Origin of the sequence: Bradyrhizobium elkanii USDA 76 (genome assembly GCF_023278185.1) — a bacterium.
Lineage (GTDB): Bacteria > Pseudomonadota > Alphaproteobacteria > Rhizobiales > Xanthobacteraceae > Bradyrhizobium > Bradyrhizobium elkanii.
Genome location: NZ_CP066356.1, coordinates 5631888 through 5655419, shown reverse-complemented (window position 1 = coordinate 5655419; position 23532 = coordinate 5631888). Strand labels below are relative to the sequence as shown.

Annotated in this window: 23 protein-coding genes; 17 read left to right on the top strand and 6 right to left on the bottom strand. The window is 66.0% G+C overall.

Features of this window, described 5'->3' with window-relative positions:
* Positions 1 to 208: 208 nt before the first annotated feature.
* Both JEY66_RS27540 and JEY66_RS27535 read right to left on the bottom strand, forming a co-directional pair.
* On the bottom strand, positions 209 to 694 hold the full coding sequence (locus tag JEY66_RS27540) for a PEGA domain-containing protein (RefSeq protein ID WP_018271062.1): 486 nt from the start codon (positions 692 to 694) through the stop codon (positions 209 to 211).
* A gap of 161 nt (positions 695 to 855) precedes the next feature.
* A complete protein-coding gene (locus JEY66_RS27535) occupies positions 856 to 1536 on the bottom strand; it encodes an HAD hydrolase-like protein (protein ID WP_041482638.1) in 681 nt (226 codons plus the stop codon).
* 76 nt (positions 1537 to 1612) lie between these two features.
* On the opposite strand from JEY66_RS27535, the gene JEY66_RS27530 reads away from it, so the two are divergent.
* The 6 genes from JEY66_RS27530 (at position 1613) to JEY66_RS27505 (ending at position 6445) form a co-directional block, all read left to right on the top strand.
* Entirely contained in the window at positions 1613 to 2446 is an 834-nt protein-coding gene (locus tag JEY66_RS27530; protein WP_018271064.1) for an SDR family NAD(P)-dependent oxidoreductase, read from the top strand.
* A 114-nt stretch (positions 2447 to 2560) separates the two neighbouring features.
* Positions 2561 to 3253: a ribose-5-phosphate isomerase RpiA gene (gene rpiA / locus JEY66_RS27525; RefSeq protein WP_018271065.1), complete on the top strand. Its 693-nt coding sequence runs from the start codon at positions 2561 to 2563 to the stop codon at positions 3251 to 3253.
* 23 nt (positions 3254 to 3276) lie between these two features.
* Complete coding sequence (locus JEY66_RS27520) at positions 3277 to 3810, top strand: DUF2059 domain-containing protein (protein WP_016848262.1); 534 nt, start codon at positions 3277 to 3279, stop codon at positions 3808 to 3810.
* A 171-nt stretch (positions 3811 to 3981) separates the two neighbouring features.
* Positions 3982 to 5367 carry a glutathione-disulfide reductase gene (gor, locus tag JEY66_RS27515; RefSeq protein ID WP_018271067.1) on the top strand — a complete coding sequence of 462 codons (1386 nt, stop codon included), beginning with the start codon at positions 3982 to 3984 and terminating at the stop codon, positions 5365 to 5367.
* Between the two features lie 457 nt (positions 5368 to 5824).
* On the top strand, positions 5825 to 6034 hold the full coding sequence (locus JEY66_RS27510) for a DUF2934 domain-containing protein (protein WP_018271068.1): 210 nt from the start codon (positions 5825 to 5827) through the stop codon (positions 6032 to 6034).
* 57 nt (positions 6035 to 6091) lie between these two features.
* Positions 6092 to 6445 (top strand): cupin domain-containing protein, encoded by a 354-nt coding sequence (locus tag JEY66_RS27505; RefSeq protein WP_018271069.1) that lies wholly within the window; start codon positions 6092 to 6094, stop codon positions 6443 to 6445.
* A 483-nt stretch (positions 6446 to 6928) separates the two neighbouring features.
* Here the strand turns inward: JEY66_RS27505 and JEY66_RS27500 are convergent, their stop codons facing one another.
* Positions 6929 to 7855 (bottom strand): alpha/beta hydrolase family protein, encoded by a 927-nt coding sequence (locus tag JEY66_RS27500; protein ID WP_018271070.1) that lies wholly within the window; start codon positions 7853 to 7855, stop codon positions 6929 to 6931.
* Between the two features lie 151 nt (positions 7856 to 8006).
* Here JEY66_RS27500 and JEY66_RS27495 point away from each other — a divergent pair, with 151 nt between their 5' ends.
* From JEY66_RS27495 to JEY66_RS27485, 3 genes are all read left to right on the top strand, one after another.
* Positions 8007 to 9395 (top strand): class II 3-deoxy-7-phosphoheptulonate synthase, encoded by a 1389-nt coding sequence (locus JEY66_RS27495; protein ID WP_018271072.1) that lies wholly within the window; start codon positions 8007 to 8009, stop codon positions 9393 to 9395.
* A gap of 83 nt (positions 9396 to 9478) precedes the next feature.
* A complete protein-coding gene (locus JEY66_RS27490; RefSeq protein ID WP_018271073.1) occupies positions 9479 to 9832 on the top strand; it encodes a diacylglycerol kinase in 354 nt (117 codons plus the stop codon).
* Between the two features lie 149 nt (positions 9833 to 9981).
* Positions 9982 to 11733, top strand: a complete 1752-nt coding sequence (locus JEY66_RS27485) for an NAD+ synthase (RefSeq protein WP_018271074.1) — start codon at positions 9982 to 9984, stop codon at positions 11731 to 11733.
* A 7-nt stretch (positions 11734 to 11740) separates the two neighbouring features.
* Here the strand turns inward: JEY66_RS27485 and JEY66_RS27480 are convergent, their stop codons facing one another.
* Together JEY66_RS27480 and JEY66_RS27475 are read right to left on the bottom strand one after the other, a co-directional pair.
* A complete protein-coding gene (locus JEY66_RS27480) occupies positions 11741 to 12910 on the bottom strand; it encodes a DUF2865 domain-containing protein (protein ID WP_051110102.1) in 1170 nt (389 codons plus the stop codon).
* Positions 12911 to 13053: 143 nt separating this feature from the next.
* Positions 13054 to 13377, bottom strand: coding sequence for a hypothetical protein (locus tag JEY66_RS27475; protein ID WP_026192629.1), 324 nt, complete (start codon positions 13375 to 13377; stop codon positions 13054 to 13056).
* 458 nt (positions 13378 to 13835) lie between these two features.
* Here JEY66_RS27475 and cysS point away from each other — a divergent pair, with 458 nt between their 5' ends.
* The 4 genes from cysS to JEY66_RS27455 all read left to right on the top strand — a co-directional run bounded on the left by cysS (position 13836) and on the right by JEY66_RS27455 (position 17830).
* Complete coding sequence (gene cysS, locus JEY66_RS27470) at positions 13836 to 15251, top strand: cysteine--tRNA ligase (RefSeq protein ID WP_016846290.1); 1416 nt, start codon at positions 13836 to 13838, stop codon at positions 15249 to 15251.
* Positions 15248 to 15754 (top strand): GNAT family N-acetyltransferase, encoded by a 507-nt coding sequence (locus JEY66_RS27465; RefSeq protein WP_016846291.1) that lies wholly within the window; start codon positions 15248 to 15250, stop codon positions 15752 to 15754. The genes cysS and JEY66_RS27465 overlap by 4 nt, the downstream gene beginning before the upstream one ends.
* Positions 15751 to 17349, top strand: coding sequence for a citramalate synthase (cimA, locus tag JEY66_RS27460; protein ID WP_016846292.1), 1599 nt, complete (start codon positions 15751 to 15753; stop codon positions 17347 to 17349). The genes JEY66_RS27465 and cimA overlap by 4 nt, the downstream gene beginning before the upstream one ends.
* 103 nt (positions 17350 to 17452) lie before the next feature.
* On the top strand, positions 17453 to 17830 hold the full coding sequence (locus JEY66_RS27455; protein WP_018271076.1) for a VOC family protein: 378 nt from the start codon (positions 17453 to 17455) through the stop codon (positions 17828 to 17830).
* Positions 17831 to 17983: 153 nt separating this feature from the next.
* Here JEY66_RS27455 and JEY66_RS27450 read toward each other — a convergent pair whose 3' ends face one another.
* A complete protein-coding gene (locus JEY66_RS27450; protein ID WP_018271077.1) occupies positions 17984 to 18589 on the bottom strand; it encodes an LOG family protein in 606 nt (201 codons plus the stop codon).
* Between the two features lie 213 nt (positions 18590 to 18802).
* Between JEY66_RS27450 and JEY66_RS27445 the strand changes: the two genes are divergently transcribed.
* The 4 genes from JEY66_RS27445 to JEY66_RS27430 all read left to right on the top strand — a co-directional run bounded on the left by JEY66_RS27445 (position 18803) and on the right by JEY66_RS27430 (position 23489).
* Positions 18803 to 20791: an ABCB family ABC transporter ATP-binding protein/permease gene (locus JEY66_RS27445; RefSeq protein ID WP_038379835.1), complete on the top strand. Its 1989-nt coding sequence runs from the start codon at positions 18803 to 18805 to the stop codon at positions 20789 to 20791.
* A gap of 53 nt (positions 20792 to 20844) precedes the next feature.
* A complete protein-coding gene (locus JEY66_RS27440) occupies positions 20845 to 21543 on the top strand; it encodes a phosphatidylserine decarboxylase (RefSeq protein WP_016846296.1) in 699 nt (232 codons plus the stop codon).
* Between the two features lie 77 nt (positions 21544 to 21620).
* Entirely contained in the window at positions 21621 to 22502 is an 882-nt protein-coding gene (gene pssA / locus JEY66_RS27435) for a CDP-diacylglycerol--serine O-phosphatidyltransferase (RefSeq protein WP_041482639.1), read from the top strand.
* Positions 22503 to 22769: 267 nt separating this feature from the next.
* The gene (locus JEY66_RS27430; RefSeq protein ID WP_026192631.1) at positions 22770 to 23489 is read left to right on the top strand and encodes an RraA family protein; all 720 of its coding nucleotides are present in this window, start codon (positions 22770 to 22772) and stop codon (positions 23487 to 23489) included.
* The last annotated feature ends 43 nt before the right edge of the window (positions 23490 to 23532 follow it).

Below are 23532 nucleotides of genomic sequence, written 5' to 3'. Positions count from 1 at the left end.
GCTCCGGCATCCGCAATCTATGCATGTTGGCGCGTTGTCACAATGCGTCCCAAGGGATGATCGTATGGATGATCCGCAACATGCAAAGCGATAGGCGAGGCATATCGCGCGATGCATGATCGCAATCGCGGATGTGTCTCGGCCAAATACAAAAACCCGGCTTTGGACCGGACTTTTGTGCGGTGCAAATCCGGTGCAGCCGCCCGCGCTAGCGCGACGGAGCGGCGGCCGGCGCCGGCGCAGCCGCGCTCGGGGCGGGGAACGCGGAGTCCGGAGCGGCGGCAGGCGCCGCAGCGGCAGCCGGCTTCGGCTTCTTCTTCCGCACCGGCTTCTTCGCCGCACGCGGCGGCGGGCCGGCCGGCTGCAACTCGGCGAACACCGGACTCGGATCCAGCGTGGTGGTGGCCGGCGTGGTGAAGTCGCCGGGAACGCGGGTCACGGTGACCGGCACGGTCGCCGGCTGGAACTTCGGCATGTTGAAGGTGACGGAGAAGTTGGTCTCCGGCGCCGGGATCGACACGGTGCAGGGCGTCTTGCAGCCCGGTCCGAGCGAGGTCACGGCGTCGGCGCCCGGCGGGTTCGAATCCAGCTGCACCGGCATCGGCGGCGGCGCCGACTTGAACGAATCCAATGAGAAGGAGGAGCAGCCGGCCAGGCTCAGCCCGGCGGCCGCAATTACGATGATACGACGCATGATCCACACTCTACTGCGGCAATCAGCCACAATCCCCGGAGCGGACCATAGGTGCGTCGGAACAGAGGCGCAACAGTGGGGGGCCTGCTCGTTAAAGGATGGTTAATGGCGGAATCGCATGGCTAAGTATTGCCAAGCGATATCAGTGTGTTGCGGAAAGTCTATGCCGCGCTCAGGCTGCCGACGGCGTCCGGCAGATCGCGCATATGGCTGATCAGCCGGTCCGGCTTCAGCTCAGTCATCGGGACGTCGGTATAGCCAAAATCGACGCCGATCACCGGGACCTGGGCGCGCCGTGCCACCCCGACATCGGGGCCTGCATCGCCGACCATGATGGCGCCGGGCAGCCGGCCGCCGGCGCGGACCACCGTCTCGCGCAGGAACGTCGGATCGGGCTTAGCGATGCCGAAGGTGTCGGCGCCGCAGATCGCGGCAAAGCGCGGGGTCAGTCCGAGCCGGTCGAGCAGCAGCTTCGACAGCCACTCCAGCTTGTTGGTGCACACCGCAAGAAGATGGCCTTTGGCCGCCAGCCGATCGAGCGCGGCTTCGAGCCCGTCGAACGGGCGCGAGCCGTCGGCGATGTGCTCGGCATAATAGTCGACGAAATCCTTGGTCAAGCGGTCGAGGTCGCCGAAGCTGACCGCGCGGCCCTCCACCTCGAGCCCGCGTTCGAGCAGCTTGCGCGCGCCGGCGCCGATCATGTTGCGGGCGGCGGCGAGCGGCACCGGCCGCAGGCCCTCCCGGTCGAGCACGTAGTTCAGCGCGCTGATCAGATCTGGCGCGGTGTCGACCAGCGTGCCGTCGAGATCGAACACAACGATGGGGGGAGAGGACGCGGACATGATGCTTTTGGCTATCGGGCCGGGCGCTGCGATGCAAGAGTAGATGTGGGCACGTCATGAAACAAGGGAGGCTGAGATGCGGGAACTTGCTGGAAAAGCCGCTTTTGTCACCGGCGCGGCCAGCGGAATCGGACTTGCGATGGCAACCGCCTTCGCCCGCGAGGGCATGAAGGTGATGCTCGCCGACATCGAAACCGGTCCGCTGGACAAGGCCGTCGATGCGCTGCGCGCCGGCGGCGCGGATGTCCATGGCGTGGTCTGCGACGTTGCCGATCCCTTGAGCGTCGATCGCGCGGCAGAGGCATCGTTCCGCGCCTTCGGCAGGGTTCATGTCCTCTGCAACAATGCCGGCGTCGCAGCCGGCGGCGGCATTGACCCGATCTCGATCGACGACTGGCGCTGGGTGATCGACGTCAATCTGATGGGCGTCGTGCACGGCATCAGGAGCTTCCTGCCGCACATCCGCCAGCACGGCGAGGGCGGTCATATCGTCAACACGGCATCGATGGCCGGGATAAGAAGCGGGCTTGGCTTGAGCCCGTATTCGGCGACCAAGTTCGCCGTCGTCAGCCTGTCCGAAGGGCTCGCCATGCAGCTGAGGCCGCTCGGGATCGGCGTCAGCGTGCTCTGTCCGAGCTTTGTGCGGACCCGGATCGGCGAGAGCGGGCGCAACCGCGGCGAGCAGTACGGCCCGGCCCGTCAGCTCGATCCGGCAAGCCCGATGGCCGCTGTCGTCGCCGAGATCGCGCGCCGCCTGGAGGCCGGTCTCGATCCGGCGTCGGTTGCGGGGCAGGTGCTGGCCGCGATCCGCGACGACCAGTTGTACATTTTCACCCACCCCGGGATGCGGGCTGAGGTCGAGGAGCGCTTTTCGGCGATTTTGGCCGCGATGGACGCCGTTTCGGCCTAAAGACTGGTCCGCTTGCCGCTATTCCTGCCTGCAAAACGACGCTAGATATGCGCCCGCCGGGCCACCCGATGGCGGCCCGTAACGGACCAACCGAGGGGTTGTCGGCACGTGGACATGGACGCACTGAAACGCCAGGCGGCGGCGCGCGCGCTCGAAGAGGTGCGCGACGGCATGAAGCTCGGGCTCGGCACCGGATCGACCGCCAAGCACTTCGTCGAGCTGCTCGGCGAGAAGGTCCGTGCGGGCATGAAGGTGATCGGCGTGCCGACCTCGGAAGCGACCCGCGCGGATGCGATCCGCTGCGGCGTTCCGCTGACCACGCTGGACGAGATCGACCATCTCGACCTCACCATCGACGGCGCCGACGAGATCGACCCGGCGCTCAACCTGATCAAGGGCGGCGGCGGTGCGCTGCTGCGCGAGAAAATCGTCGCGGCCGCCAGTGATCGCATGATCGTGATCGCCGACGACAGCAAATGGGTCGACGTGCTCGGCCGCTTCCCGCTGCCGGTCGAGGTGATCCCGTTCGGGCTGGCTGCAACGCAGGCCGCGATGGCGCGGGCATTCGCTAAGGCCGGCGTGTCCGGCGAAATGCTGATCCGGAAGGGCAAGGACGGTCACGTTTTTGTCACCGATGGCGGCCACTGGATCGTCGATGCCCATCTCGGCCGGATCGGCGATCCGCCGCGTCTTGCCGGTCTGCTCAGCGTGATTCCAGGCGTGGTCGAACACGGCCTGTTCATTGGGCTTGGCAGCGTCGCCGTGCTGGCCGGCGCGCAGGGAATTCGGGTTGTTGAACGGCCATGAGGCCGCAAGCAAGGAGACTTGGAATGAAGCGTTTTTCGGGACTTTTGTCGGCTGCGGCCCTGGCGGCTGGACTGGCGCTCGCACCGGCGATGGCGCAGCAGCCGCAGTTGCCCGCCATGCCCAAGGACGTCAAGCAGTCGACCCCCGCGGCGATCGGATACGCCAAGGAAATCCTGACGATGAAGAACGTCGCGGTGATGTATGCAGGCGCCGTTCCGGGAATCATCGAGAAGACCAAGACCGGTCTGCTGCAGCAGTACCTGAACTACCAGAAGGATCTCAACGAGGTTGCGCTGGTCGTCGCCAAGAATCTGGCTGGCAGCGAGAAGGAAATCGGCGAGGGCATGGCGCAGCTCTACGCCGCCGAGTTCACCGAGCAGGAGCTCAAGGATCTCGTGATCTTCTACAAGACGCCGCTCGGTCAGAAGCTTTTGACCTCCGAGCCCAAGGCAATCAACGATTCGCTGCAATATATGCAGCAGTGGGCGCAGCAGTTTGGCGTGATCGTCAACGCCCAGTTCAAGGCCGAGATGAAGAAGCGCGGCAAGGATATCTGAGCGCGCGGCGCTATTGGACCCTCATGGTGAGGAGCGCGGAGCGCGTCTCGAACCATGAGGCCCCTCTGTGGCCTCCATCCTTCGAGACGCCCGCTTCGCGGGCTCCTCAGGATCAGGGGAACCAGTTGCAAGAGCCGATTTCCGGCGTGGTTGCCAAGGTTGGGTGCAAGAATGGCCGAGTTTGACGTCGACCTGTTTGTCATCGGTGGTGGTTCGGGCGGCGTTCGTGCCGCCCGCATCGCCGCCGGCTACGGCGCGAAGGTCATGGTCGCCGAAGAGTACCGGATGGGCGGCACCTGCGTGATCCGCGGCTGCGTGCCGAAGAAACTGTTCGTGATCGGCAGCCACGTCCACGACGAGATCGAGGACGCGGTCGGCTTCGGCTGGAGCATCGGGCAGGTCTCGTTCGACTGGACGACGCTGGTCGCCAACAAGGACAAGGAGATCGCCCGGCTCGAGGGCGCCTACACCAGCAATGTCGAGAAGTCGGGCGCACGGATCGTGAAGACCCGCGCGGTGCTGGAGGATACCCACACCATCAGACTCGCCACCGGCGAGAAGGTGACGGCGAAGTACATCCTGATCGCCACCGGCGGCGCGCCCAATCACGGGCCGATCGTGCCCGGCATCGAGCACGTGATCTCCTCCAACGAGGCGTTTCACCTCAAGGAGCTGCCGAAGCGGATCGTGATCCAGGGCGGCGGCTACATCGCGCTGGAGTTCGCCGGCATCTTCGCCGGCTTCGGCTCCGACGTCACGGTGATCTATCGCGGCGACAACATCCTGCGCGGCTTCGACGAGGACGTGCGCAAGCATGTCCGCGCCGAGATGGAGAAGCGCGGCATCACCATCATCACCGGCCGCACGGTGGCGAAGATCGACAAGCACGGCCGTGACTTCACCACCCATTTGTCTGATGGTTCGAGCATCGCCTCCGACCAGGTGATGTTCGCGATCGGCCGGCATCCCAATGTCCGGGGTCTCGGACTGGAGACCGCGGGCGTCGCCATCAATCCCGCCAATGGCGGCATCCAGGTCGACGGCTGGTCGAAGACCTCGGTCGACAACATCTACGCGGTCGGCGACGTCACCCACCGCACCAATCTGACCCCGGTTGCCATCCGTGAGGGCCATGCCTTCGCCGACACCGTGTTCGGCAAGCGCCCGGTCCAGGTCGACCACGCCACAATCCCGACCGCGGTGTTCTCGCAGCCGGAGGTCGGCACCGTTGGTCTGACGGAGGAAGAGGCGCGGGCGCAGTTCAGCCACGTCGACATCTACAAGACCGATTTCCGCCCGATCAAGGCGACGATGTCCGGCCGCGACACCCGCGTGCTGATGAAGCTCGTGGTCGACGGCGCGAGCGACCGCGTGCTCGGCTGCCATATCGTCGGTGATGGCGCCGCCGAAATCACCCAGGCCGTCGCGATCGCCGTCAAGATGAAGGCGACCAAGGCCGATTTCGACGCCACCATCGCGCTGCATCCGACCGCCTCCGAAGAGCTGGTGACGATGCGGACGCCGACCGCGCGCCACGTGCGCCAGGCGGCGGAGTAGCGGTAACCCGCGGGCCGGCGCTGCCGTCCAGGTGCTCTCTGGCGATCGCGAGCGGGGAACGAGCTCTGCCTGACAGCCCAACGCCGCCCGCTTAAAATACATGCGGACGGCGCTGTCTCTAGCCCCAGGAAGGTCGTGACAAAATCCTGATGAGTTTTTGTCTGCGGAAGCGGGCAAAAGGTTTCATACCTCAGAAGGGGTAGCGCGCCTCCGCAAGACCGGCGCCGACGGCCGCGCTTCGTGCGCCCGCGAATTAGGGCACCCTTGTTGACATGCATATCCATCGGCGGCTTTTCCCGGGGCCGCTTCGCGCGCTCAAATCGAACGCGGTTTCGCGCAGCGGCGCTTGTGCAGACGCGCCCTCGGCGCGCGGCCGTCTCGCGCACCCTGGAACCTTGCGCTATACTGTCCGTTCCACTCTCAAACAGTTTGATGTCTCAAATTGAGGGAGCCGCGCATGAGAGGCCCAACCGAGCAGGAGATCCGGACCCGCGCCTACGAATTGTGGAAGGACGCCGGCGAGCCGCCGGGCAAGATGGATCAGCTCTGGTATCAGGCCGAAAAGGAACTGCTGGCGCGGCGAGCCACCAACGGAGAAGCGCCTTGCGATATCAAGGGGCACAATGAGCCGAGTGCTTATCCGGAGAGATTAAGGGGCGTGCATTGAGTGCGTCGCACGGCTGAGCTAACGAGTCCGGCAGGCTGGCCCGGACCCGGAGGCATCATGAGCGGCGCGATCGATCTTTCGCAGAAACTGTCGACATTCTCCGATCACTGGTCGCCGCGCACCGTCGCGCAATTCAATGCCTGCGACGTCATGGTGGTGAAGGTGCAGGGCGAGTTCGTCTGGCACAAGCACGACGACACCGACGACTTCTTCCTCGTCCTGAAAGGCATCCTCGACATCGAGCTGCGCGATCGCACCGTCACGCTAACTCCCGGGCAGATGTACATCGTGCCAAAAGGCGTCGAGCACCGGCCGGTCGCAAAGGAAGAGGTGCATCTGCTGCTGATCGAGCCGACCGGGACGCCGAACACAGGTGATGCGGCGACGGCGGCGCCGCGCAAGGTGGTGTGAGACTGGCAGGAGGGGTGGAGCGAAGCGATACCCATCATTTTGACCGCGGATCCAAGTTGAAGAGCAAGGCTCGGGCGATTCATGTCGCGACAATGCGAAAGTATGTCTCACCGGCGGCGCAATACGTCCGGTGTCGCCCCGGCGAAAGCCGGACCCATAACCACGAATGATCATTTGTTGCGCGATGGTGGAACGACGAGTCCCGATAACAACGAGCGCCGCGGAGCATGGGTCCCGGCCTTCGCCGGGACGACACCGATGTGGCCAGCAAGTGCGAACCGGGCGATGACAGCGGGATGAGCTACGCAGCGGTGCATCGCATCGCGCGAAAGCCATCCTCATCGTCGTCCTGGCGAAGGCCAGGACCTATTACCCCAGGTGATCATTGCGGCACGGCGTTGGGGCCGCGATCCCATTCACAATCCAAATGCGGTGGTTGTGGGGCCTGGCTTTCGCCAGGACGACGGCGGAGAGAGCCCGCGCTTATCCCTCCGCCTCGAGCCACTCCGCGGCGCCACGCCACAGCGCATCGCGGTGTTCGCTGCGGAAGAAGCCGAAATGGCCGATCGCTTTCGCGCCGGCATCGGCGGGACGGATCAAGATGATCTCGGGCGTGATCGACGTGAAGGCGGAGCACAGCAACTCGACCGCCGGCCGCGTCGCCCAGATGTCGTCGGTCATGACAAGCGCGCGGAGCCTGCCCTTGAACTTCGGAAAATTTTCGCGCGCCGTCAGCGTGGCATCATCGAGCAGATAGCGCTCCCGCATCAGCCAGCTCCGCCATTGCTCGAACGCGCCCCTCGGCAGGTCCATGCCGAGGCCGGCCCAGGCGGGCAGATAGCCGAGCGTGCGCGCCAGCGGCAGGCCGACGCCGTTCATGAAGGCGACGACGCGGTAGCGCTCGGGCGAGGCCATCAGCTTCCAATAGGCCGCCTGCGAGGCGATCAGGAGCGCGCGCGGGATCTCGGCATTGTTGGCCAGCAGCCCGAGGGCCTGGCCGCCGAAGGAGTGTCCGACATAGGCGAAGGGGAGGTTGCGGTAGCGCTCGCGCATCCAGTTCACCGCCGCGGTGGCGTCGAGCGCGGCCCAGTCCGCCATCGTGGCCTTGAAGCCGGCCAGCGATTTCGGCTTGTTAAGGCCGGTCGCCGCCATCGGCCGGCTGTCGCCGGTGCCGCGGTAGTCGTAGGTCAGCACCGCCGCGCCGCGGCGGGCGAGGTAGCCGGCAAAGCCGCGATAGACCTTGCGGGGCACGGCGGTTGCCGAATTGATCAGGACGGCGTGGCGCCGCGTGCCGCGCGGCAGGAACAGCGTCGCGGCGAGCGGATAGCCGTCCGCGGCCGGCACGACGATGTCGTCGCTAAAAACGTCGTCCAGCGCGGCGGAGGCCACGGCGATTTCCACGGCATTCATGCTATGCTCTACCAAATGCGAATTCGGATTTCCCTGCAAGGGCTTGACCAGATTGCAGGAATCCTTCTAGCGGGAAAGCGGGGCCCTGTGTATAAGCCGGGCTTTCCTCATGCCGTGATTAAGTTGCGGTTTTTGCTCAGGAGTTGACCTCATGTCCGAGCGGTGGACACCCGATAGCTGGCGCGCCAAGAAGGTGCTGCAGGTGCCCGATTATCCCGATGCCAAGGCATTGGCCGATGTCGAGGCCCAGCTGGCGACCTTTCCGCCGCTGGTGTTCGCGGGCGAGGCGCGCAGCCTGAAGAAGGCGCTGGGGCGGGTCGCCGCCGGCGAGGCCTTCCTGCTGCAGGGCGGCGACTGCGCCGAGAGCTTTGCCGAACACGGCGCCAACAACATCCGCGACTTCTTCCGCGTCTTCCTGCAGATGGCGGTCGTGCTGACCTATGCCGGCGCGCTGCCGGTGGTGAAGGTCGGCCGCATCGCCGGCCAGTTCGCAAAGCCGCGCTCGTCGCCGACCGAGAAGCAGGGCGACGTCGAGCTGCCGAGCTATCGCGGCGACATCGTCAACGACATCGCCTTCACGCCGGAAGCGCGCATTCCCGATCCGCAGCGCCAGCTGATGGCTTATCGCCAATCCGCCGCGACGCTGAACCTGCTGCGCGCGTTCGCGACCGGCGGCTTCGCCAATCTCGGCAGCGTGCATCAGTGGATGCTCGGCTTCCTGAAAGATTCGCCGCAGTCCCGCCGCTACAAGGAGCTGGCCGACCGCATCTCGGATGCGCTGAACTTCATGCGCGCCTGCGGCCTCGACCTCGAGAGCCATCCCGAGCTGCGCGCCACCGATTTCTACACCAGCCACGAAGCGCTGCTGCTCGGCTACGAGCAGGCGATGACGCGGGTCGATTCCACCACCGGCGACTGGTACGCGACCTCCGGCCACATGATCTGGATCGGCGATCGCACCCGCCAGCTCGATCACGGCCATGTCGAATATTTCCGCGGCATCAAGAATCCGATCGGCCTGAAATGCGGCCCGTCGCTGAAGCCCGACGAGCTGCTGAAGCTGATCGATATCCTCAATCCCGAAGATGAGCCGGGGCGCCTGACCCTGATCAACCGGTTCGGCGCCGACAAGGTCGGCGACCATCTGCCGGGCCTGATCCGCGCCGTGCAGCGGGAAGGGCGCAAGGTGGTGTGGTCGTGCGATCCGATGCACGGCAACACCATCACCTCGACCTCGGGCTACAAGACGCGGCCGTTCGACCGCGTGCTGTCGGAGGTGAGGTCGTTCTTCCAGATCCACGCTGCCGAAGGCACCCATGCCGGCGGCGTGCATCTGGAGATGACCGGACAGGACGTCACCGAATGCATCGGCGGCGCGCGCGCCATCACCGATGAGGACCTCAACGACCGCTACCACACGGTCTGCGATCCCCGCCTCAATGCCGAGCAGTCGATCGACATGGCCTTCCTGATCGCCGAGCTCTTGAAGCAGGAGCGCGCCGGCAAGGTCAAGCCGATGCCGGCCGCCGCGGGGTTGTGATTTGGGGCAGGTGACTTGGGGCAGGTGACTTGGGGCAGGTGACTTGGGGCTGGTGACTTGGGACGTGACTTGGGGGCAGTGACTTGCTGAGGTTCTGGCGAGCCACCATCAACTCGCGCAACGGGCTGGCATTCGCCATTCGCTCGGAGCAGGCGATTCGCGAGGAGGTGGTGGCGTTGGCGCTGTCGCTGCCGCTGGCCTGGCTGGTCGGCGCCACCGTGATGCGCCGGGTCGAGCTGGTCGCAACCGTGGTGCTGGTGCTCGTCATCGAGCTGCTCAACACCGCGATCGAGAAGCTCGCCGATCGCCTGACCATGGATCACGATCCGCAGATCGGGCGGGTCAAGGACATGGGCTCGGCCGCGGTCGGCGTCGCGCTCGTCATGGCCGGGGTGTTCTGGCTGTTCGCCCTCGCCGAACGCATGGGCGCGTTCTGATTCCCGAGCATGATCCGGAAAAGTGGGAACCGGTTTTCCGATCAGATCATGCTCAAAAGCAGCTCCCGCCGGTCATGGTGCGATTTCTGCAATCGCACCATGACCGGAAGGTGATTGAAGTTTGCTGTTGTGCAGGACAACTTAAGCGTATGAGCGAACAACAGATCAAGATCACCCTGGCGCAACTCAATCCGACGGTCGGCGACGTCACCGGCAACGCCGCGAAGGCGCGCGCCGCGCGCGAGGCGGCCAAGGCCGACGGCGCCGACCTCGTGGTGCTGTCGGAGCTGTTCATCGCCGGCTACCCGCCGGAGGATCTGGTGCTCAAGCCGGCGTTCCAGTCGGCCTGCCGCGCCGCGATCGAGGAACTGGCGCGCGAGACCAGGGATGGCGGCCCGGCGATGCTGATCGGCACGCCCTGGGTCGAGGACGACAAGCTCTACAATGCCTGCGCGCTGCTCGACGGCGGCCGCATCGCCGCGCTGCGCTTCAAGGCCAATCTGCCGAATTACGGCGTGTTCGACGAGAAGCGGCTGTTCGCGCGCGGCCCGGCGCCGGGTCCGGTGACGGTGCGCGGCGTGCGCATCGGCGTGCCGATCTGCGAGGACATCTGGCTCGAGGAGTCCGAAGAGTACGAGAACGTCGTCGAATGTCTCGCCGAGACCGGCGCCGAGATTCTGGTGGTGCCGAACGGCTCGCCCTATGCCCGCGACAAGGCCGACCTCAGGCTGTCGATCGTGGTGGCGCGCGTCACCGAGAGCGGACTGCCGCTGGTCTATCTCAACGAGGTCGGCGGCCAGGACGAGCTGATCTTCGACGGCGCCTCGTTCGCGCTGAATGCCGATCTCTCCGTCGCGGCGCAGCTTCCGGCGTTCGCGGAGAACATCACGACGCTGACCTGGCGCAAGACCGCCGACGGCTGGCGCTGCAACGGGCCGATCACGGCGCAGCTCGAGGGCGACAAGGCCGATTACGCGGCCTGCGTGCTCGGACTGCGCGACTATGTCCGCAAGAACGGTTTTCCCGGCGTGCTGCTCGGCGTCTCCGGCGGCATCGACTCGGCGCTGTGCGCGGCGATCGCGGTCGATGCGCTCGGCGCCGACAAGGTGCGCGGCGTGATGCTGCCGTTCCGCTACACCGCGCAGGTGTCGCTCGACGATGCCGCCAAGCTCGCCGCGGCGCTCGGCATCCGCTACGAGATCCTGCCGATCGCCGATGCCGTGAACGGCTTCGAGACGATTCTGGCGCCGGTGTTCAAGGGGCTGGAGCGCGACATCACCGAGGAGAATTTGCAGGCGCGCGCCCGCGGCACGCTGTTGATGGCGATCTCCAACAAGACCGGCGCCATGGTGGTGACCACCGGCAACAAGTCGGAGATGTCGGTCGGCTACGCCACGCTGTATGGCGACATGAACGGCGGCTTCAATCCGATCAAGGACATCTACAAGACCGAGGTGTTCCGCCTGTCGAGCCTGCGCAACGGCTGGAAGCCGGACGGCGCGCTCGGCCCGTCAGGCGAGGTGATCCCGGTCAACATCATCATCCGGCCGCCGACCGCGGAGTTGCGCGAGAACCAGACCGACCAGGATTCGCTGCCGCCCTACGACGTGCTGGACGCGATCCTCGAACGGCTGGTCGAGCGCGAGGAGCCGCTGGCGGCCATCATCGAAGCCGGCTTCGACCGCGATGTGGTGGCCCGGGTCGATCGCCTGCTCAACGTCGCCGAATACAAGCGGCGGCAGGCGGCGCCAGGGGTGAAGGTGACGCGGAAGAATTTCGGCCGCGACCGCCGCTATCCCATCACCAACCGCTTCCGCGATTTCGGCAAGGCGTTGCCGGCGCCCGACGAGACGCTGGTGGCGCGCACCTCGCGCGCGTCAGCGGAAGCGTTCGAGGGCTGAACTCTTCCTACCGCTTCGGGATGAAGGTCGGGCCGACGGTGCGGATCTGGCCGTCGCTCGCCGGCGCGGCCGCCGGTGCCGTGGCGTCAGCGGCTGCGGGCTGCTGTTGAGCTGCAGCGGCGGGCGCGCCCTTCTTGCCGGCCGCGGCCTTGGTCTGGGCGCGCTGCTGCATCTTCCGCGCGCTCTCCTCGGTGACGATGATGTCGCCCTGCTGCTCGGCGGACGCCTTGTCGTCGACCGCCTTCAGCGCCTCGGCCCAGCTCTGGCCGGCCGGCTTGCAGGAGCAGGACGGATTGAACTCGGTGCGGTACTTGAAGGCGTTCGGCAGCGACGAGTAGGATACACCGCTGATCGAGACCGCCTGGTTGATGTCCTCGCCGGGATTTCGGTAGGTGAACAGGCTGGCATCCGCGGCAGGGCACTGCGCCTTGCAGATTTGCTCGTCGGCCGCGAAGCGCGCCTGCACCGTTGCGAACGAGATCGGGAAATAGGCGCCGTCGCAGGTGCGGACGCAGACGGTGCGGAAGGTGCCGGACTGGGCGCCATACTGCGCATCGGGCGGGGGCAGCGGATTGTTGGGATTGCCGCCGCCACCGCCGCCGAACAGGTTCTCGAGGAAGTTGCCGGGGCCACGCGCGGCCGCGGCATATTGCGGGCCGCAATTGTTCTGCGCCAGCGCGGTCAGGACCGAGCGGCGCTGGTTCTCGCGGTCGGCGCCGCCGAGCCCGCCGGAGCGCAGCCGCTCGAGATTGGCGGTGATCTGGTCGAGATTGGCGCGCATCTGCTGGATCTGGGTGTTGACCGGACCGCACTGCGCCGAATTGTTATTGAAGAGCGAGAAGAACCCGGAGCTGTCGCAGCCCATGCGCCGGGCCTGCGCCGTCACCCGATCGAGCTCGCCCTGCTGGCGGGTTGCCGCGTCCTGATAGCGGCGGATCTGCTCATCCTTGGCCGGGTCGCCGGAGCCGCCGCCGCGGTCGATCGCCGCCAGCTGGCCTTCGAGCCGGCCGCACATCGGATTGGCCTGCGGGTTGGGCTGCGGCGCGCCTTGCGGAGCCGGACCGGGCGGGCCGGGCGGCACTTGCGCCAGGGCATGCGTGGCGGGCAGGGCGATGCCGGCCAGCACGGCGCACGTCAGAAACCAGCGGGAGAAGCGAGAACGGGAGCTATTGGGCATATCCGGCCATTAAAACGACGCCGCGCGGCGATCAACGCCAAAGCGCGCGGGCAAGGCCGCTGCAATAGCCGTTTCTCGGGGCAGCGTCACGTCGTTTCCGGGGCGCCGGTGTGGCAATAGCCCCGTCTGGCCAGCGGCTTGGCTCAGCGCTGGCAGGTGATGGCAACGAATTCGCCGCAGCTGTTGCCGCTGCATTTTTCGTTGGCGGCGTGCGGGACCGCGCCGGTGATCTCGTCGGGATCGACGCGGCGGTAATTGGTGGCCTGCGCAAAATCGCGTGACCGGCAATAGGCGCGGGCGGCGGAGGCACCGCAGCGGTCGCCGCGGGCCAGGCACTGGTCGATGCCGTAGCCGTCGGCCTGGTTGGCGACGATGAAGACGCGGCTGTCGGCCAACGCGGCCGAGGAGGCAAGGAAGGACGGAGCAAGGAAGAGCGTGCAGGCAATCAATGCTGAAACGGGCCGCATGGTGCACCAGTGAAAATGGCGGGGAATCCGCATGCGTCCGGATACGCCCAAATCCTTAATAATGATTAACCATGAGGGCGTTGACGTGATTTCGGTGCGGGGCGGGGTGGCAAACCGCCCGAAAACAGCCCCTTGACGCGATAATGGGGCCGTGAGACATGGTGGAACCATGAACGGCCACCTCGCCATCTGCAGCATTTGCCGCGAGATTATGAGCTAGCGATTCGCTGGCTGAGGCCGTCTTTTCTCAACACATGAGAGCATTGGACCGCCCGGCCAGCACCGGACCGGCTCTCGCATTCGCACGTTCTTGCGGCGAACGGGGTTGCGAATGCGAGAGCCGGTCCGGTGCCAACAAAGGTAAAGTTTAATGCCGCCTGTGATTTGAAGTTCCTGAACGATCTCGCTGCCATTACAGCAGGAACTTCAAATCACAGGCGGCGCTGGGAACGGTTTCCATGGATTTGCGCCTCTACGATACGCTGACCCGGGAGAAGCGGCCGTTCGTGCCGCTCGATGCCACCAACGTCCGCATGTATGCCTGCGGACCGACGGTCTATGACTTCGCCCATATCGGCAACGGCCGTGCGGCTATTGTCTTCGACGTGCTGTTTCGCCTGCTGCGCCATCGCTATGGCGCCGGCCACGTGACCTATGTCCGCAACATCACCGACGTCGACGACAAGATCAACGTCCGCGCCGCGCGGGATTATCCCGGCGTGCCGCTGAACGAGGCGATCCGCAAGGTCACCGAGCTGACCTATCAGCAATATCAGGACGACGTCACCGCGCTCGGCTGCTTGCCGCCGACCGTGCAGCCGCGCGCCACCGAGCATATTCCGGAGATGCGCGCGATCATCGAGAAGCTGGTCGCCGGCGGCTTTGCCTATGTCGCCGAGGATCACGTGCTGTTCTCGCCGCAGGCGATGAACGCGGCCAACTCGATGCTGCCGCGCTACGGCGCGTTGTCGAAGCGTTCGCTCGACGAGATGATCGCGGGCGCCCGCGTCGATGTTGCGCCCTACAAGCGCGACAACACCGACTTCGTGCTTTGGAAGCCGTCGAAGCCGGGCGAGCCCTCCTGGCCGTCGCCGGCCGGCATCAAGGTCGAGGGCCGTCCCGGCTGGCACATCGAGTGCTCGGCCATGGCCTGGAAGCATCTCGGCGAGAAGTTCGACATCCATGGCGGCGGCATCGACCTGGTGTTCCCGCACCATGAGAACGAGCTCGCCCAGACCTGCTGCGCGTTCCACTCCGACCGCATGGCCAATGTCTGGATGCACAACGGATTCCTGCAGATCGAGAGCGAGAAAATGTCGAAGTCGCTCGGCAACTTCTTCACGATCCGCGATCTCTTGGCCGATTGGCCGGGCGAGGTGCTGCGGCTTGCCATGCTGAAGACGCATTATCGTTCGCCGCTCGACTGGACCGCGAAGGCCACCGAGGAGGCCGCGAAGACGCTCGACGACTGGTACGCGGTCGCGGCCGACGCCGAGCCCGGCGCGCCGTCGCCGGCGATGGTCGAGGCGCTTTACGACGACCTCAACACGGCGCAGGCGATGGCGGTGCTGCACGGCCTGCGCGGTGCTGCGTCGAGCAGCGAACAGAGCCGCAAGGAGTTTGCCGGCTCGCTCCGGCTGCTCGGCTTCCTGTCGGAGAGCGCGGCCGCGTGGGAAGCCCGCAAGCAGCAGGCGAGCGGCGTCGATGCCGCTGCCGTCGAGGCGCTGATCGCCGAGCGCACCGCGGCGCGAGCGCGCAAGGATTTCAAGGAGTCCGATCGGATCCGTGATCAGCTCGCCGCGATGGGCGTGGCGATCAAGGACGGAAAGGATGCCGAAGGAAAGCCGATCACCACCTGGGAGGTCGCGCGATGAGCCGTTCCGCACCCGCACTGCGCCCGTATCTGCCTGACGACGCGCCGCTGCTGGCGGCGATCTTCGCGGCCTCGATCATGGACCTGACCGGCGACGACTACAGCGAGGCGCAGCAGGAAGCCTGGGCGATGGCCGCCGACGATGAGGCGGCCTTCGGCAAGAAGCTCGCCGGCGAGCTCACGCTGATCGCGACCTTGCAGGGCGCGCCGGTCGGTTTCGCCTCGCTGAAGGGCGCCGATCTCATCGACATGCTCTATGTGCATCCGAGCGCGGTCGGGCAGGGCGTCGGCAGCGCGCTGTGCGATGCGCTGGAGAAGATCGCGAGCGCCCGCGGCACCAAGACCCTGAAGGTCGATGCCAGCGACACCGCGCTGGAATTCTTCCGCAAGCGCGGCTACGTCGCCCAGCAGCGCAACTCGGTCACCATCAATGACGAGTGGCTCGCCAACACCACGATGCAGAAGCAGCTCGATGGTGTCGCGACCCCGGGAGGCCACGCGTGAGCCGCGAGCGCCTCTATCTGTTCGACACCACGCTGCGCGACGGCGCGCAGACCAACGGCGTCGACTTCACGCTGCAGGACAAGCAGGTGATATCAGGCATGCTCGACGCGCTCGGCATCGACTATGTCGAGGGCGGCTATCCCGGCGCCAATCCGACCGATAGCGAGTTTTTCAGCAGGAAGCCCGACTTCGAGCACGCGCGCTTCACCGCCTTCGGCATGACGCGGCGGCCGGGCCGCTCGGCCTCGAACGATCCCGGGCTTGCCGGCATCCTCGAGGCCAAGGCGGACGCGATCTGCTTCGTCGCAAAATCCTCCGCCTACCAGGTCCGTGTCGCGCTCGAGACCACGAACGAGGAGAACCTCGCCTCGATCCGCGACAGCGTCGCGGCCGCGAAGGCGCTCGGCCGCGAGGTGATGGTCGACTGCGAGCATTTCTTCGACGGCTACAAGGAGAACCGCGACTACGCGCTTGCCTGCGCCAAGGCGGCCTATCAGTCCGGCGCCCGCTGGGTGGTGCTGTGCGACACCAATGGCGGCACCATGCCGCATGAGATCGAGACCATCGTCGGCGACGTCGTCAAGCACGTGCCCGGCGCCTATCTCGGCATCCACGCCCATAACGACACCGAGCAGGCGGTCGCCAATTCGCTCGCCGCGGTGCGGGCCGGCGCGCGCCAGATCCAGGGCACGCTCAACGGCCTTGGCGAGCGCTGCGGCAACGCCAATCTCTGCTCGCTGATCCCGACCCTGAAGCTGAAGCAGGAGTTTTCCGACAAGTTCGAGATCGGCGTCACCACGGAGAAGCTGGCGACGCTGATGAAGGTGTCGCGCACGCTCGACGACATGCTGAACCGCGCGCCCAACCGCCATGCGGCCTATGTCGGCGAAAGCGCGTTCGTCACCAAGACGGGCATCCATGCGTCCGCTGTCATGAAGGATCCGCAGACCTATGAGCACGTGCTGCCGGAACTGGTCGGCAATCACCGCAAGGTGCTGGTATCCGATCAGGCCGGCCGCTCCAACGTGATGGCCGAGCTCGACCGTGCCGGCATCGCCTATGACAAGAGCGATCCGCGGCTGACGCGCCTGGTCGAGGAATTGAAGGAGCGCGAGGCCGCGGGCTTCGCCTATGAATCCGCCAACGCATCGTTCGATCTGCTGGCGCGCCGCACCCTCGGCAAGGTGCCGGAATATTTCAAGGTCGAGCAGTTCGACGTCAATGTCGAGCAGCGCTACAACGCCAACGGCCAGCGCGTCACGGTGGCGCTCGCGGTGGTGAAGGTCGACGTCGACGGCGAGCGGCTGATCTCGGCCGCCGAAGGCAACGGCCCGGTCAACGCGCTCGACGTCGCGCTGCGCAAGGATCTCGGCAAGTACCAGAAATATATCGATGGCCTGAAGCTGATCGACTATCGCGTGCGTATCCTCAATGGCGGCACCGAGGCGGTCACGCGCGTCTTGATCGAGAGCGAGGACGAGACCGGCGAGAGCTGGACCACGGTCGGCGTCTCGCCCAACATCATCGACGCCTCGTTCCAGGCGCTGATGGATTCGGTGTTTTACAAACTGGTGAAGTCGGGCGCGCAGGCGTGAGACCGTAGCCCGGATGAGCGAAGCGATATCCGGGGGGCGTCTCGATCGGTTTTCCCCGGATGTCGCTTCGCTCATCCGGGCTACGAGTCCGGGAGGAGGGCCCATGATCGACCACGTTTCCGTCGGTGTTCGCGATCTCGAACGCGCCGCGCGGTTCTATGAGCCGACGCTGGCCGCGCTCGGCCTGAGCCGCCTCGTCACGCGGCCGGCGACGATCGGCTTCGGCAAGGCTTATCCCGAATTCTGGATCAATCTGCGCGCCACGATGGCGCCGGTCGCACATGAGAGCGGCACCCATATCTGCCTGCGCGCGAAGACCACCGCCGAGGTCGATGCCTTCCACACTGCGGCGCTGGCGTCAGGCGGCCTCTCCGATGGCCCTCCGGGCCTGCGCCCGCACGACCGCGTGCGCTATTATGCGGCCTTCGTCCTCGATCTCGACGGCAACCGCATCGAGGCCGTGACGTTTCCGAGCGAGTGAGGCTGGACGAGCGCTCAACGTAATCCGTCATCCTGAGGTGCGAGCTCTTGCGAGCCTCGAAGGATGCACGGCCACCAGCCGGGCCGTGCATGCTTCGAGACGCGCGTTCCGCGCTCCTCAGCATGACGGGGATAGTTTAGCGCACCCGAACGATCAGAGCCGCCGCGCCACTTCGGGCGCGAGATCCTTCGCGGCCTCGGGCGTGCGTGCCACCGCCGAACGTAGCCGCGGCAGGATCTCGTCGACGCGGTCGGCCATCAAGACGTTGATCGGCAGCGTCGGGCGGATGAACTCGGTCATGCGCATGTGGTTCAGCAGCGAGAGCAGGGGTTCCCAGAAGCCATCGACGTTGGCGAGCAGAATCGGCTTATGGTGACGGCCGAGCTGCTGCCAGGTCAGTTGCTCGACCAGCTCCTCCAGCGTGCCGATGCCGCCGGGCAGCGCGACGAATGCATCCGAGCGCTCGAACATCAGGCGCTTGCGCTCATGCATGTCGGGCGTGACAATCATCTCCTGGACCGAGGTCAGCGCGTTCTCGCGCGCGCGCAGGAATTCGGGAATGATGCCGGTGACGGAGCCGCCGTGGTCGAGCGTCGATTTCGCGACCGCGCCCATCAGGCCGATCGAGCCGCCGCCATAGACCAGGCGCACGTTGTTTTCGGCAAAGCTCTTGCCGAGCGCGACGGCAGCTTCAACGAAACGGGGATTGTTACCGGGGCCGGAGCCGCAATAAACACAGACAGTCTTGATTTGGTTCATACGATCCTTGTGGCACTGCAGCGTAAACAGGGTCAAGAGTCGGATATGGGGATTGAGAGGCGAAAAATCCCGTAAATTCCCGCGAATCGCGAACAATTTTCATCATATGCCTGTACGCCGCGTTCAAACGATCTATATGACGGGCACAATGGCAAACCGTGGAAAAGATATGGCAGCGGACCGCCGCGCCGTGACCGCGCGGGCGGGCGCCTGATGGTGCCGCCGCAACAGAATGTGACCGGCGCCGCACAGCCCACGGCGACGCCGCCGGCCGCCGAGAAGGGGACGCTGCTCGGCACCCTCGTTCATCTCTGGCCCTATATCTGGCCCGGCGATCGCGCCGATTTGAAGATGCGTGTGATCTGGTCGGTGGTGCTGCTGCTGTTCGCCAAGCTCGCCACGCTGTCGGTGCCGTTCACCTTCAAATGGGCGATCGATGCGCTGAACGGCACGGGCTCGGCGCCGGTTGCGGCCTCGAACTGGGTGGTCTGGCTGATCGCCTCGCCGGTGCTGATGACGATCAGCTACGGCGCGGTGCGCATCATCATGGCGGTGCTGACGCAGTGGCGCGACGGCATCTTCGCGCGCGTCGCGATGCATGCGGTGCGGCGGCTCGCCTACATCACCTTCGTGCACATGCACGAGCTGTCGCTGCGCTTCCATCTCGAGCGCAAGACCGGCGGCCTGACCCGCGTCCTCGAGCGCGGCCGCTCCGGCATCGAGACCATCGTGCGGATGGTGATCCTGCAGCTGATCCCGACCATCGTCGAGGTCGCGCTGCTGGCGGCGGTGCTGCTCTGGCAGTTCGACTGGCGCTACGTGCTCGCGGTGCTGCTCACGGTCGTCGTGTTCATGTACTTCACCTACATCGCGACCGAGTGGCGGATCGAGATCCGCCGCAGGATGAACGATTCCGACACCGAGGCGAACACCAAGGCGATCGACTCGCTGCTCAACTACGAGACGGTGAAGTATTTCGGCGCCGAGGAACGCGAGGCGCGGCGCTACGACCGCTCGATGGAGCGCTACGAACAGGCCAGCGTGAAGACCTACACCTCGCTCGCCGTGCTCAACACCGGGCAGGCGATCATCTTCACCGCGGGGCTGACCGCGACCATGCTGATGTGCGCGTTCGGCATCCGCAACGGCACGCACACCGTCGGCGATTTCGTGCTGATCAACTCGATGATGATCCAGCTCTACCAGCCGCTGAACTTCATGGGCATGGTCTATCGCGAGATCAAGCAGGCGATCATCGACATCGAGAAGATGTTCGACGTGCTGGCGCGCGATCCCGAGGTGAAGGACGTGCCGGGGGCCAAGCCGCTCGCGGTATCCGCCGGCAGCGTGCGGTTCGAGGATGTCCGCTTCGCCTACGAGGCGGACCGGCCGATCCTGAAGGGCCTGAGCTTCGAGGTGCCGGCCGGCAAGACGGTGGCGATCGTCGGTCCCTCCGGCGCCGGCAAGTCGACGATCTCGCGGCTGTTGTTCCGCCTCTACGACGTCTCGAGCGGCCGCATCCTGATCGACGGCCAGGACATCAAGACCGTCACGCAGGCCTCGCTGCGCTCGGCGATCGGCATGGTGCCGCAGGACACCGTGCTGTTCAACGACACCATCCGCTACAACATCCGCTATGGCCGCTGGGACGCCGGCGACGACGAGGTCGAGGAGGCGGCGCGCCTCGCGCAGATCGACGGCTTCATCCGGATGTCGCCGCAGGGCTATGAGACGCAGGTCGGCGAGCGCGGCCTGAAACTCTCCGGCGGCGAGAAGCAGCGCGTTGCGATCGCGCGCACGGTGCTGAAGGGGCCGCCGATCCTGGTGCTGGACGAGGCGACCTCCGCGCTCGACAGCCACACCGAGCACGAAATCCAGGGCGCGCTGGAGCGGGTCTCGCGCAACCGCACCTCGCTGGTGATCGCGCACCGGCTGTCGACCATCGTCGGCGCCGACGAGATCATCGTGCTGGACCAGGGCCGGATCGCCGAGCGCGGCACCCACGCGCGGCTTTTGGCCGCCGACGGCCTCTATGCCAGCATGTGGAACCGGCAGCGCGAGGCCGAGGAGGCCCGCGAACGGCTCGCCCAGGTCGATGACGAGGGCACCGCGCCGAATCGGCTGCCGCCGGCGGTCACTGAATCGTCGGAGGATTCCACCCCTGACGCGGGTGAGAAACCCTTGCCGACCGCCGCGGAATAGTCGATTTAGGGCCTCTCCCGCCAAATGGGGCGGGGAAACGCAAGCGAGCTCTGATGTCGATCGCCAATTCCATCCGCGCGCAGATCCCGCCGATCCACCCCGAGGGCTATCCCTTCATTGGCGGCTTCGCTCTGGCGAGCCTGATCCTGTTCTGGATCTGGACTCCGCTGGGCTGGATCGGGACGCTGCTGACGGTCTGGTGCGCGCTGTTCTTCCGCGATCCGGTCCGGGTAACGCCGCTGCGCGACGGCATCGTGGTATCGCCGGCCGACGGCCGCGTCTCGATGGTGGTGCAGGCGCTGCCGCCGGCCGAGCTCGGGCTCGGCGACAAGCCGCTGCCGCGGGTCTCGGTGTTCATGAGCGTGTTCAACTGCCATGTGAACCGCAGCCCGGTGGTCGGCCGCATCGACCGCATCGCCTACCGGCCCGGCGCCTTCATCAATGCCGAGCTCGACAAGGCGAGCGAGGACAATGAGCGCAATTCGCTCGTCATCTCGACCTCGAACGGGCGCATCGGCGTGGTCCAGATCGCGGGCCTCGTGGCGCGGCGCATCGTCTGCTTCGTCAAGGAAGGCCAGTCGATCGGCGCCGGCGAGCGCTTCGGCCTGATCCGCTTCGGCTCGCGGCTCGACGTCTATCTGCCCGAGGGCACCAAGGCGCTGGTCTCGGAGGGGCAGACCGCGGTCGCCGGCGAGACGATTCTGGCGGATTTCCGCAACGCCGATCCGGGCCGGACTTATCGCGCCGATTAACTCTGTTTCGCCAGCCCCATCAGCCGGTTCTGGCCACAATGGCGGAGCCGGGCGGCGCTTGCTATATTCTTCGGGCCATGACGCCATTCGATCCGAATTCCACCGAGTATCGCCGCCGCCGGTTCCGCCCGATCCCGGTGCGGATGCTGGTGCCGAACATGATCACGCTGCTGGCGATTTGCGCCGGCCTCACCGCGATCCGGCTGTCGACCGAAAGGCGGATGGAGCTGGCGGTCGCCGCCATCGTGTTCGCCGCGATCCTCGACGGCATCGACGGCCGCGTCGCCCGCATGATCAAGGGCCAGTCGAAATTCGGCGCGGAGCTCGACAGCCTCGCCGACTTCGTCAATTTCGGCGTCGCGCCGGGCCTGATCCTGTATTTCTGGCAGCTGCATGAGCTGAACAACGGCGGCTGGATCGCCGCGATGGTGTTCGCGATTTCGGGCGGCCTGCGGCTTGCGCGCTTCAATGCCTCGATCGACGATCCGAACAAGCCGGCCTTCGCCGCCAACTATTTCACCGGCGTGCCGGCGCCGGCCGGTGCGATCACCGTGCTGCTGCCGATCTATCTCGCCTTCCTCGGCGTGCCGATGCCGCCGGCGACGCTGACGGCGTTCTACACGCTCCTGATCGCCTTCCTGATGGTGTCGCGGCTGCCGGTGTTCTCCGGCAAGACCGTGAAGATGCGCGTGCCGCCGGAAATGGTGCTGCCGGTGTTCGTTGCTGTGGTGTTCTTTGTCGCGCTGCTGATCGGCTATCCCTGGCACATCCTGTCGGCGGGCTCGGTTGCCTATCTGATCAGTCTGCCCTGGGGCTGGAAGTCCTATCGCGACCAGGAGCGCCAGCTTGCCGCGCAGACGCAAGCTGCGGGCGCGCAGGTGGTGGCGTCACCTGCGGCTCCCTATGCGGCGCCGGTCGCGGAGAGTGACCGCGACGATCGTCCGACGCATCTGCATTGATGCCTCTCTATGATCCGTCATCCTGAGGAGCGCGGAGCGCGTCTCGAAGGATGCACGGCCACCAGCGGGGCCGTCGCCTCTTCGAGACGGCCGCTGCGCGGCCTCCTCCAGCGACAACGGCTTCGCCGTTGCGCGGGGGTGAACGGTGATGTGGTTGCTTCATTCCAGCAAATATCAGCCATGAGCGTGCCTCGGTTGGGTTCGCCTGCGATCTCGGCTATAGGCTGAGACGGCCCAGCGAACGCCAAAAATCAGGAGAGAAACGCCGTGACGACATCCGCTTCCGCCCCGCTTCCTGCTTCCGTCCTTGAAGCGTTGGCGCGCTACGACACGCCGACGATCTGCAACGCGATGGAGATCGTCGCGCCGGAGCGCCGTCTGATCGGCTACACCGTGAAGCCGCTGGTCTGCCCGTTCCCGACGCTGCCGCCGATGGTCGGCTACGCCCGCACCACGACGATCCGCTCGGTGCTGAAATCCGGCCTCTCGGCCGAGGAGCAGTCGAAGCGCCGCATCGACTATTACGAATATGTCGGCACCGGCTTCGGCCCGCGCATCTCCGTCATCCAGGACATCGACGGTCCCGACGTCGGCTACGGCGCATTCTGGGGCGAGGTGCAGAGCAACGTGCACAAGGCGCTCGGCTGCCTTGGCGTCATTACCGACGGCTCGATCCGCGACATTCCGCAATGGGCGCCGGGCTTCCAGGCGCTGGCCGGCTCGATCGGTCCGTCGCACGCCTGGGTGCATGCGGAGAGCTTCGGTGGCGAGGTCCGCGTCGCCGGCATGACGGTGCGATCCGACGATCTGATCCACGCCGACAGTCACGGCGCGATCGTGATCCCCTACGAGGTCGCGGCGAAGCTGCCCGAGGCCGCCGAACTCTGCGGCCGCCGCGAGACCCCGATCCTGGACATTGCGCGCAGCAAGGATTTTTCGCTTGAGAAGCTGAAGGATGCGCTGAAGCGTTCGGCGGAAATCCACTGACGCAGCGCGCGTATTCTCAACATGAGAAGCGGCGGGCTGAAGG

Coding starts and splice junctions, on each gene's coding strand:
- JEY66_RS27540 (WP_018271062.1), bottom strand. CDS start 694: ATGCGTCGTATCATCGTAATTGCGGCCGCCGGGCTGAGCCTGGCCGGC.
- JEY66_RS27535 (WP_041482638.1), bottom strand. CDS start 1,536: ATGTCCGCGTCCTCTCCCCCCATCGTTGTGTTCGATCTCGACGGCACG.
- JEY66_RS27530 (WP_018271064.1), top strand. CDS start 1,613: ATGCGGGAACTTGCTGGAAAAGCCGCTTTTGTCACCGGCGCGGCCAGC.
- rpiA (WP_018271065.1), top strand. CDS start 2,561: ATGGACGCACTGAAACGCCAGGCGGCGGCGCGCGCGCTCGAAGAGGTG.
- JEY66_RS27520 (WP_016848262.1), top strand. CDS start 3,277: ATGAAGCGTTTTTCGGGACTTTTGTCGGCTGCGGCCCTGGCGGCTGGA.
- gor (WP_018271067.1), top strand. CDS start 3,982: ATGGCCGAGTTTGACGTCGACCTGTTTGTCATCGGTGGTGGTTCGGGC.
- JEY66_RS27510 (WP_018271068.1), top strand. CDS start 5,825: ATGAGAGGCCCAACCGAGCAGGAGATCCGGACCCGCGCCTACGAATTG.
- JEY66_RS27505 (WP_018271069.1), top strand. CDS start 6,092: ATGAGCGGCGCGATCGATCTTTCGCAGAAACTGTCGACATTCTCCGAT.
- JEY66_RS27500 (WP_018271070.1), bottom strand. CDS start 7,855: ATGAATGCCGTGGAAATCGCCGTGGCCTCCGCCGCGCTGGACGACGTT.
- JEY66_RS27495 (WP_018271072.1), top strand. CDS start 8,007: ATGTCCGAGCGGTGGACACCCGATAGCTGGCGCGCCAAGAAGGTGCTG.
- JEY66_RS27485 (WP_018271074.1), top strand. CDS start 9,982: ATGAGCGAACAACAGATCAAGATCACCCTGGCGCAACTCAATCCGACG.
- JEY66_RS27480 (WP_051110102.1), bottom strand. CDS start 12,910: ATGCCCAATAGCTCCCGTTCTCGCTTCTCCCGCTGGTTTCTGACGTGC.
- JEY66_RS27475 (WP_026192629.1), bottom strand. CDS start 13,377: ATGCGGCCCGTTTCAGCATTGATTGCCTGCACGCTCTTCCTTGCTCCG.
- cysS (WP_016846290.1), top strand. CDS start 13,836: ATGGATTTGCGCCTCTACGATACGCTGACCCGGGAGAAGCGGCCGTTC.
- JEY66_RS27465 (WP_016846291.1), top strand. CDS start 15,248: ATGAGCCGTTCCGCACCCGCACTGCGCCCGTATCTGCCTGACGACGCG.
- JEY66_RS27455 (WP_018271076.1), top strand. CDS start 17,453: ATGATCGACCACGTTTCCGTCGGTGTTCGCGATCTCGAACGCGCCGCG.
- JEY66_RS27450 (WP_018271077.1), bottom strand. CDS start 18,589: ATGAACCAAATCAAGACTGTCTGTGTTTATTGCGGCTCCGGCCCCGGT.
- JEY66_RS27445 (WP_038379835.1), top strand. CDS start 18,803: ATGGTGCCGCCGCAACAGAATGTGACCGGCGCCGCACAGCCCACGGCG.
- JEY66_RS27440 (WP_016846296.1), top strand. CDS start 20,845: ATGTCGATCGCCAATTCCATCCGCGCGCAGATCCCGCCGATCCACCCC.
- pssA (WP_041482639.1), top strand. CDS start 21,621: ATGACGCCATTCGATCCGAATTCCACCGAGTATCGCCGCCGCCGGTTC.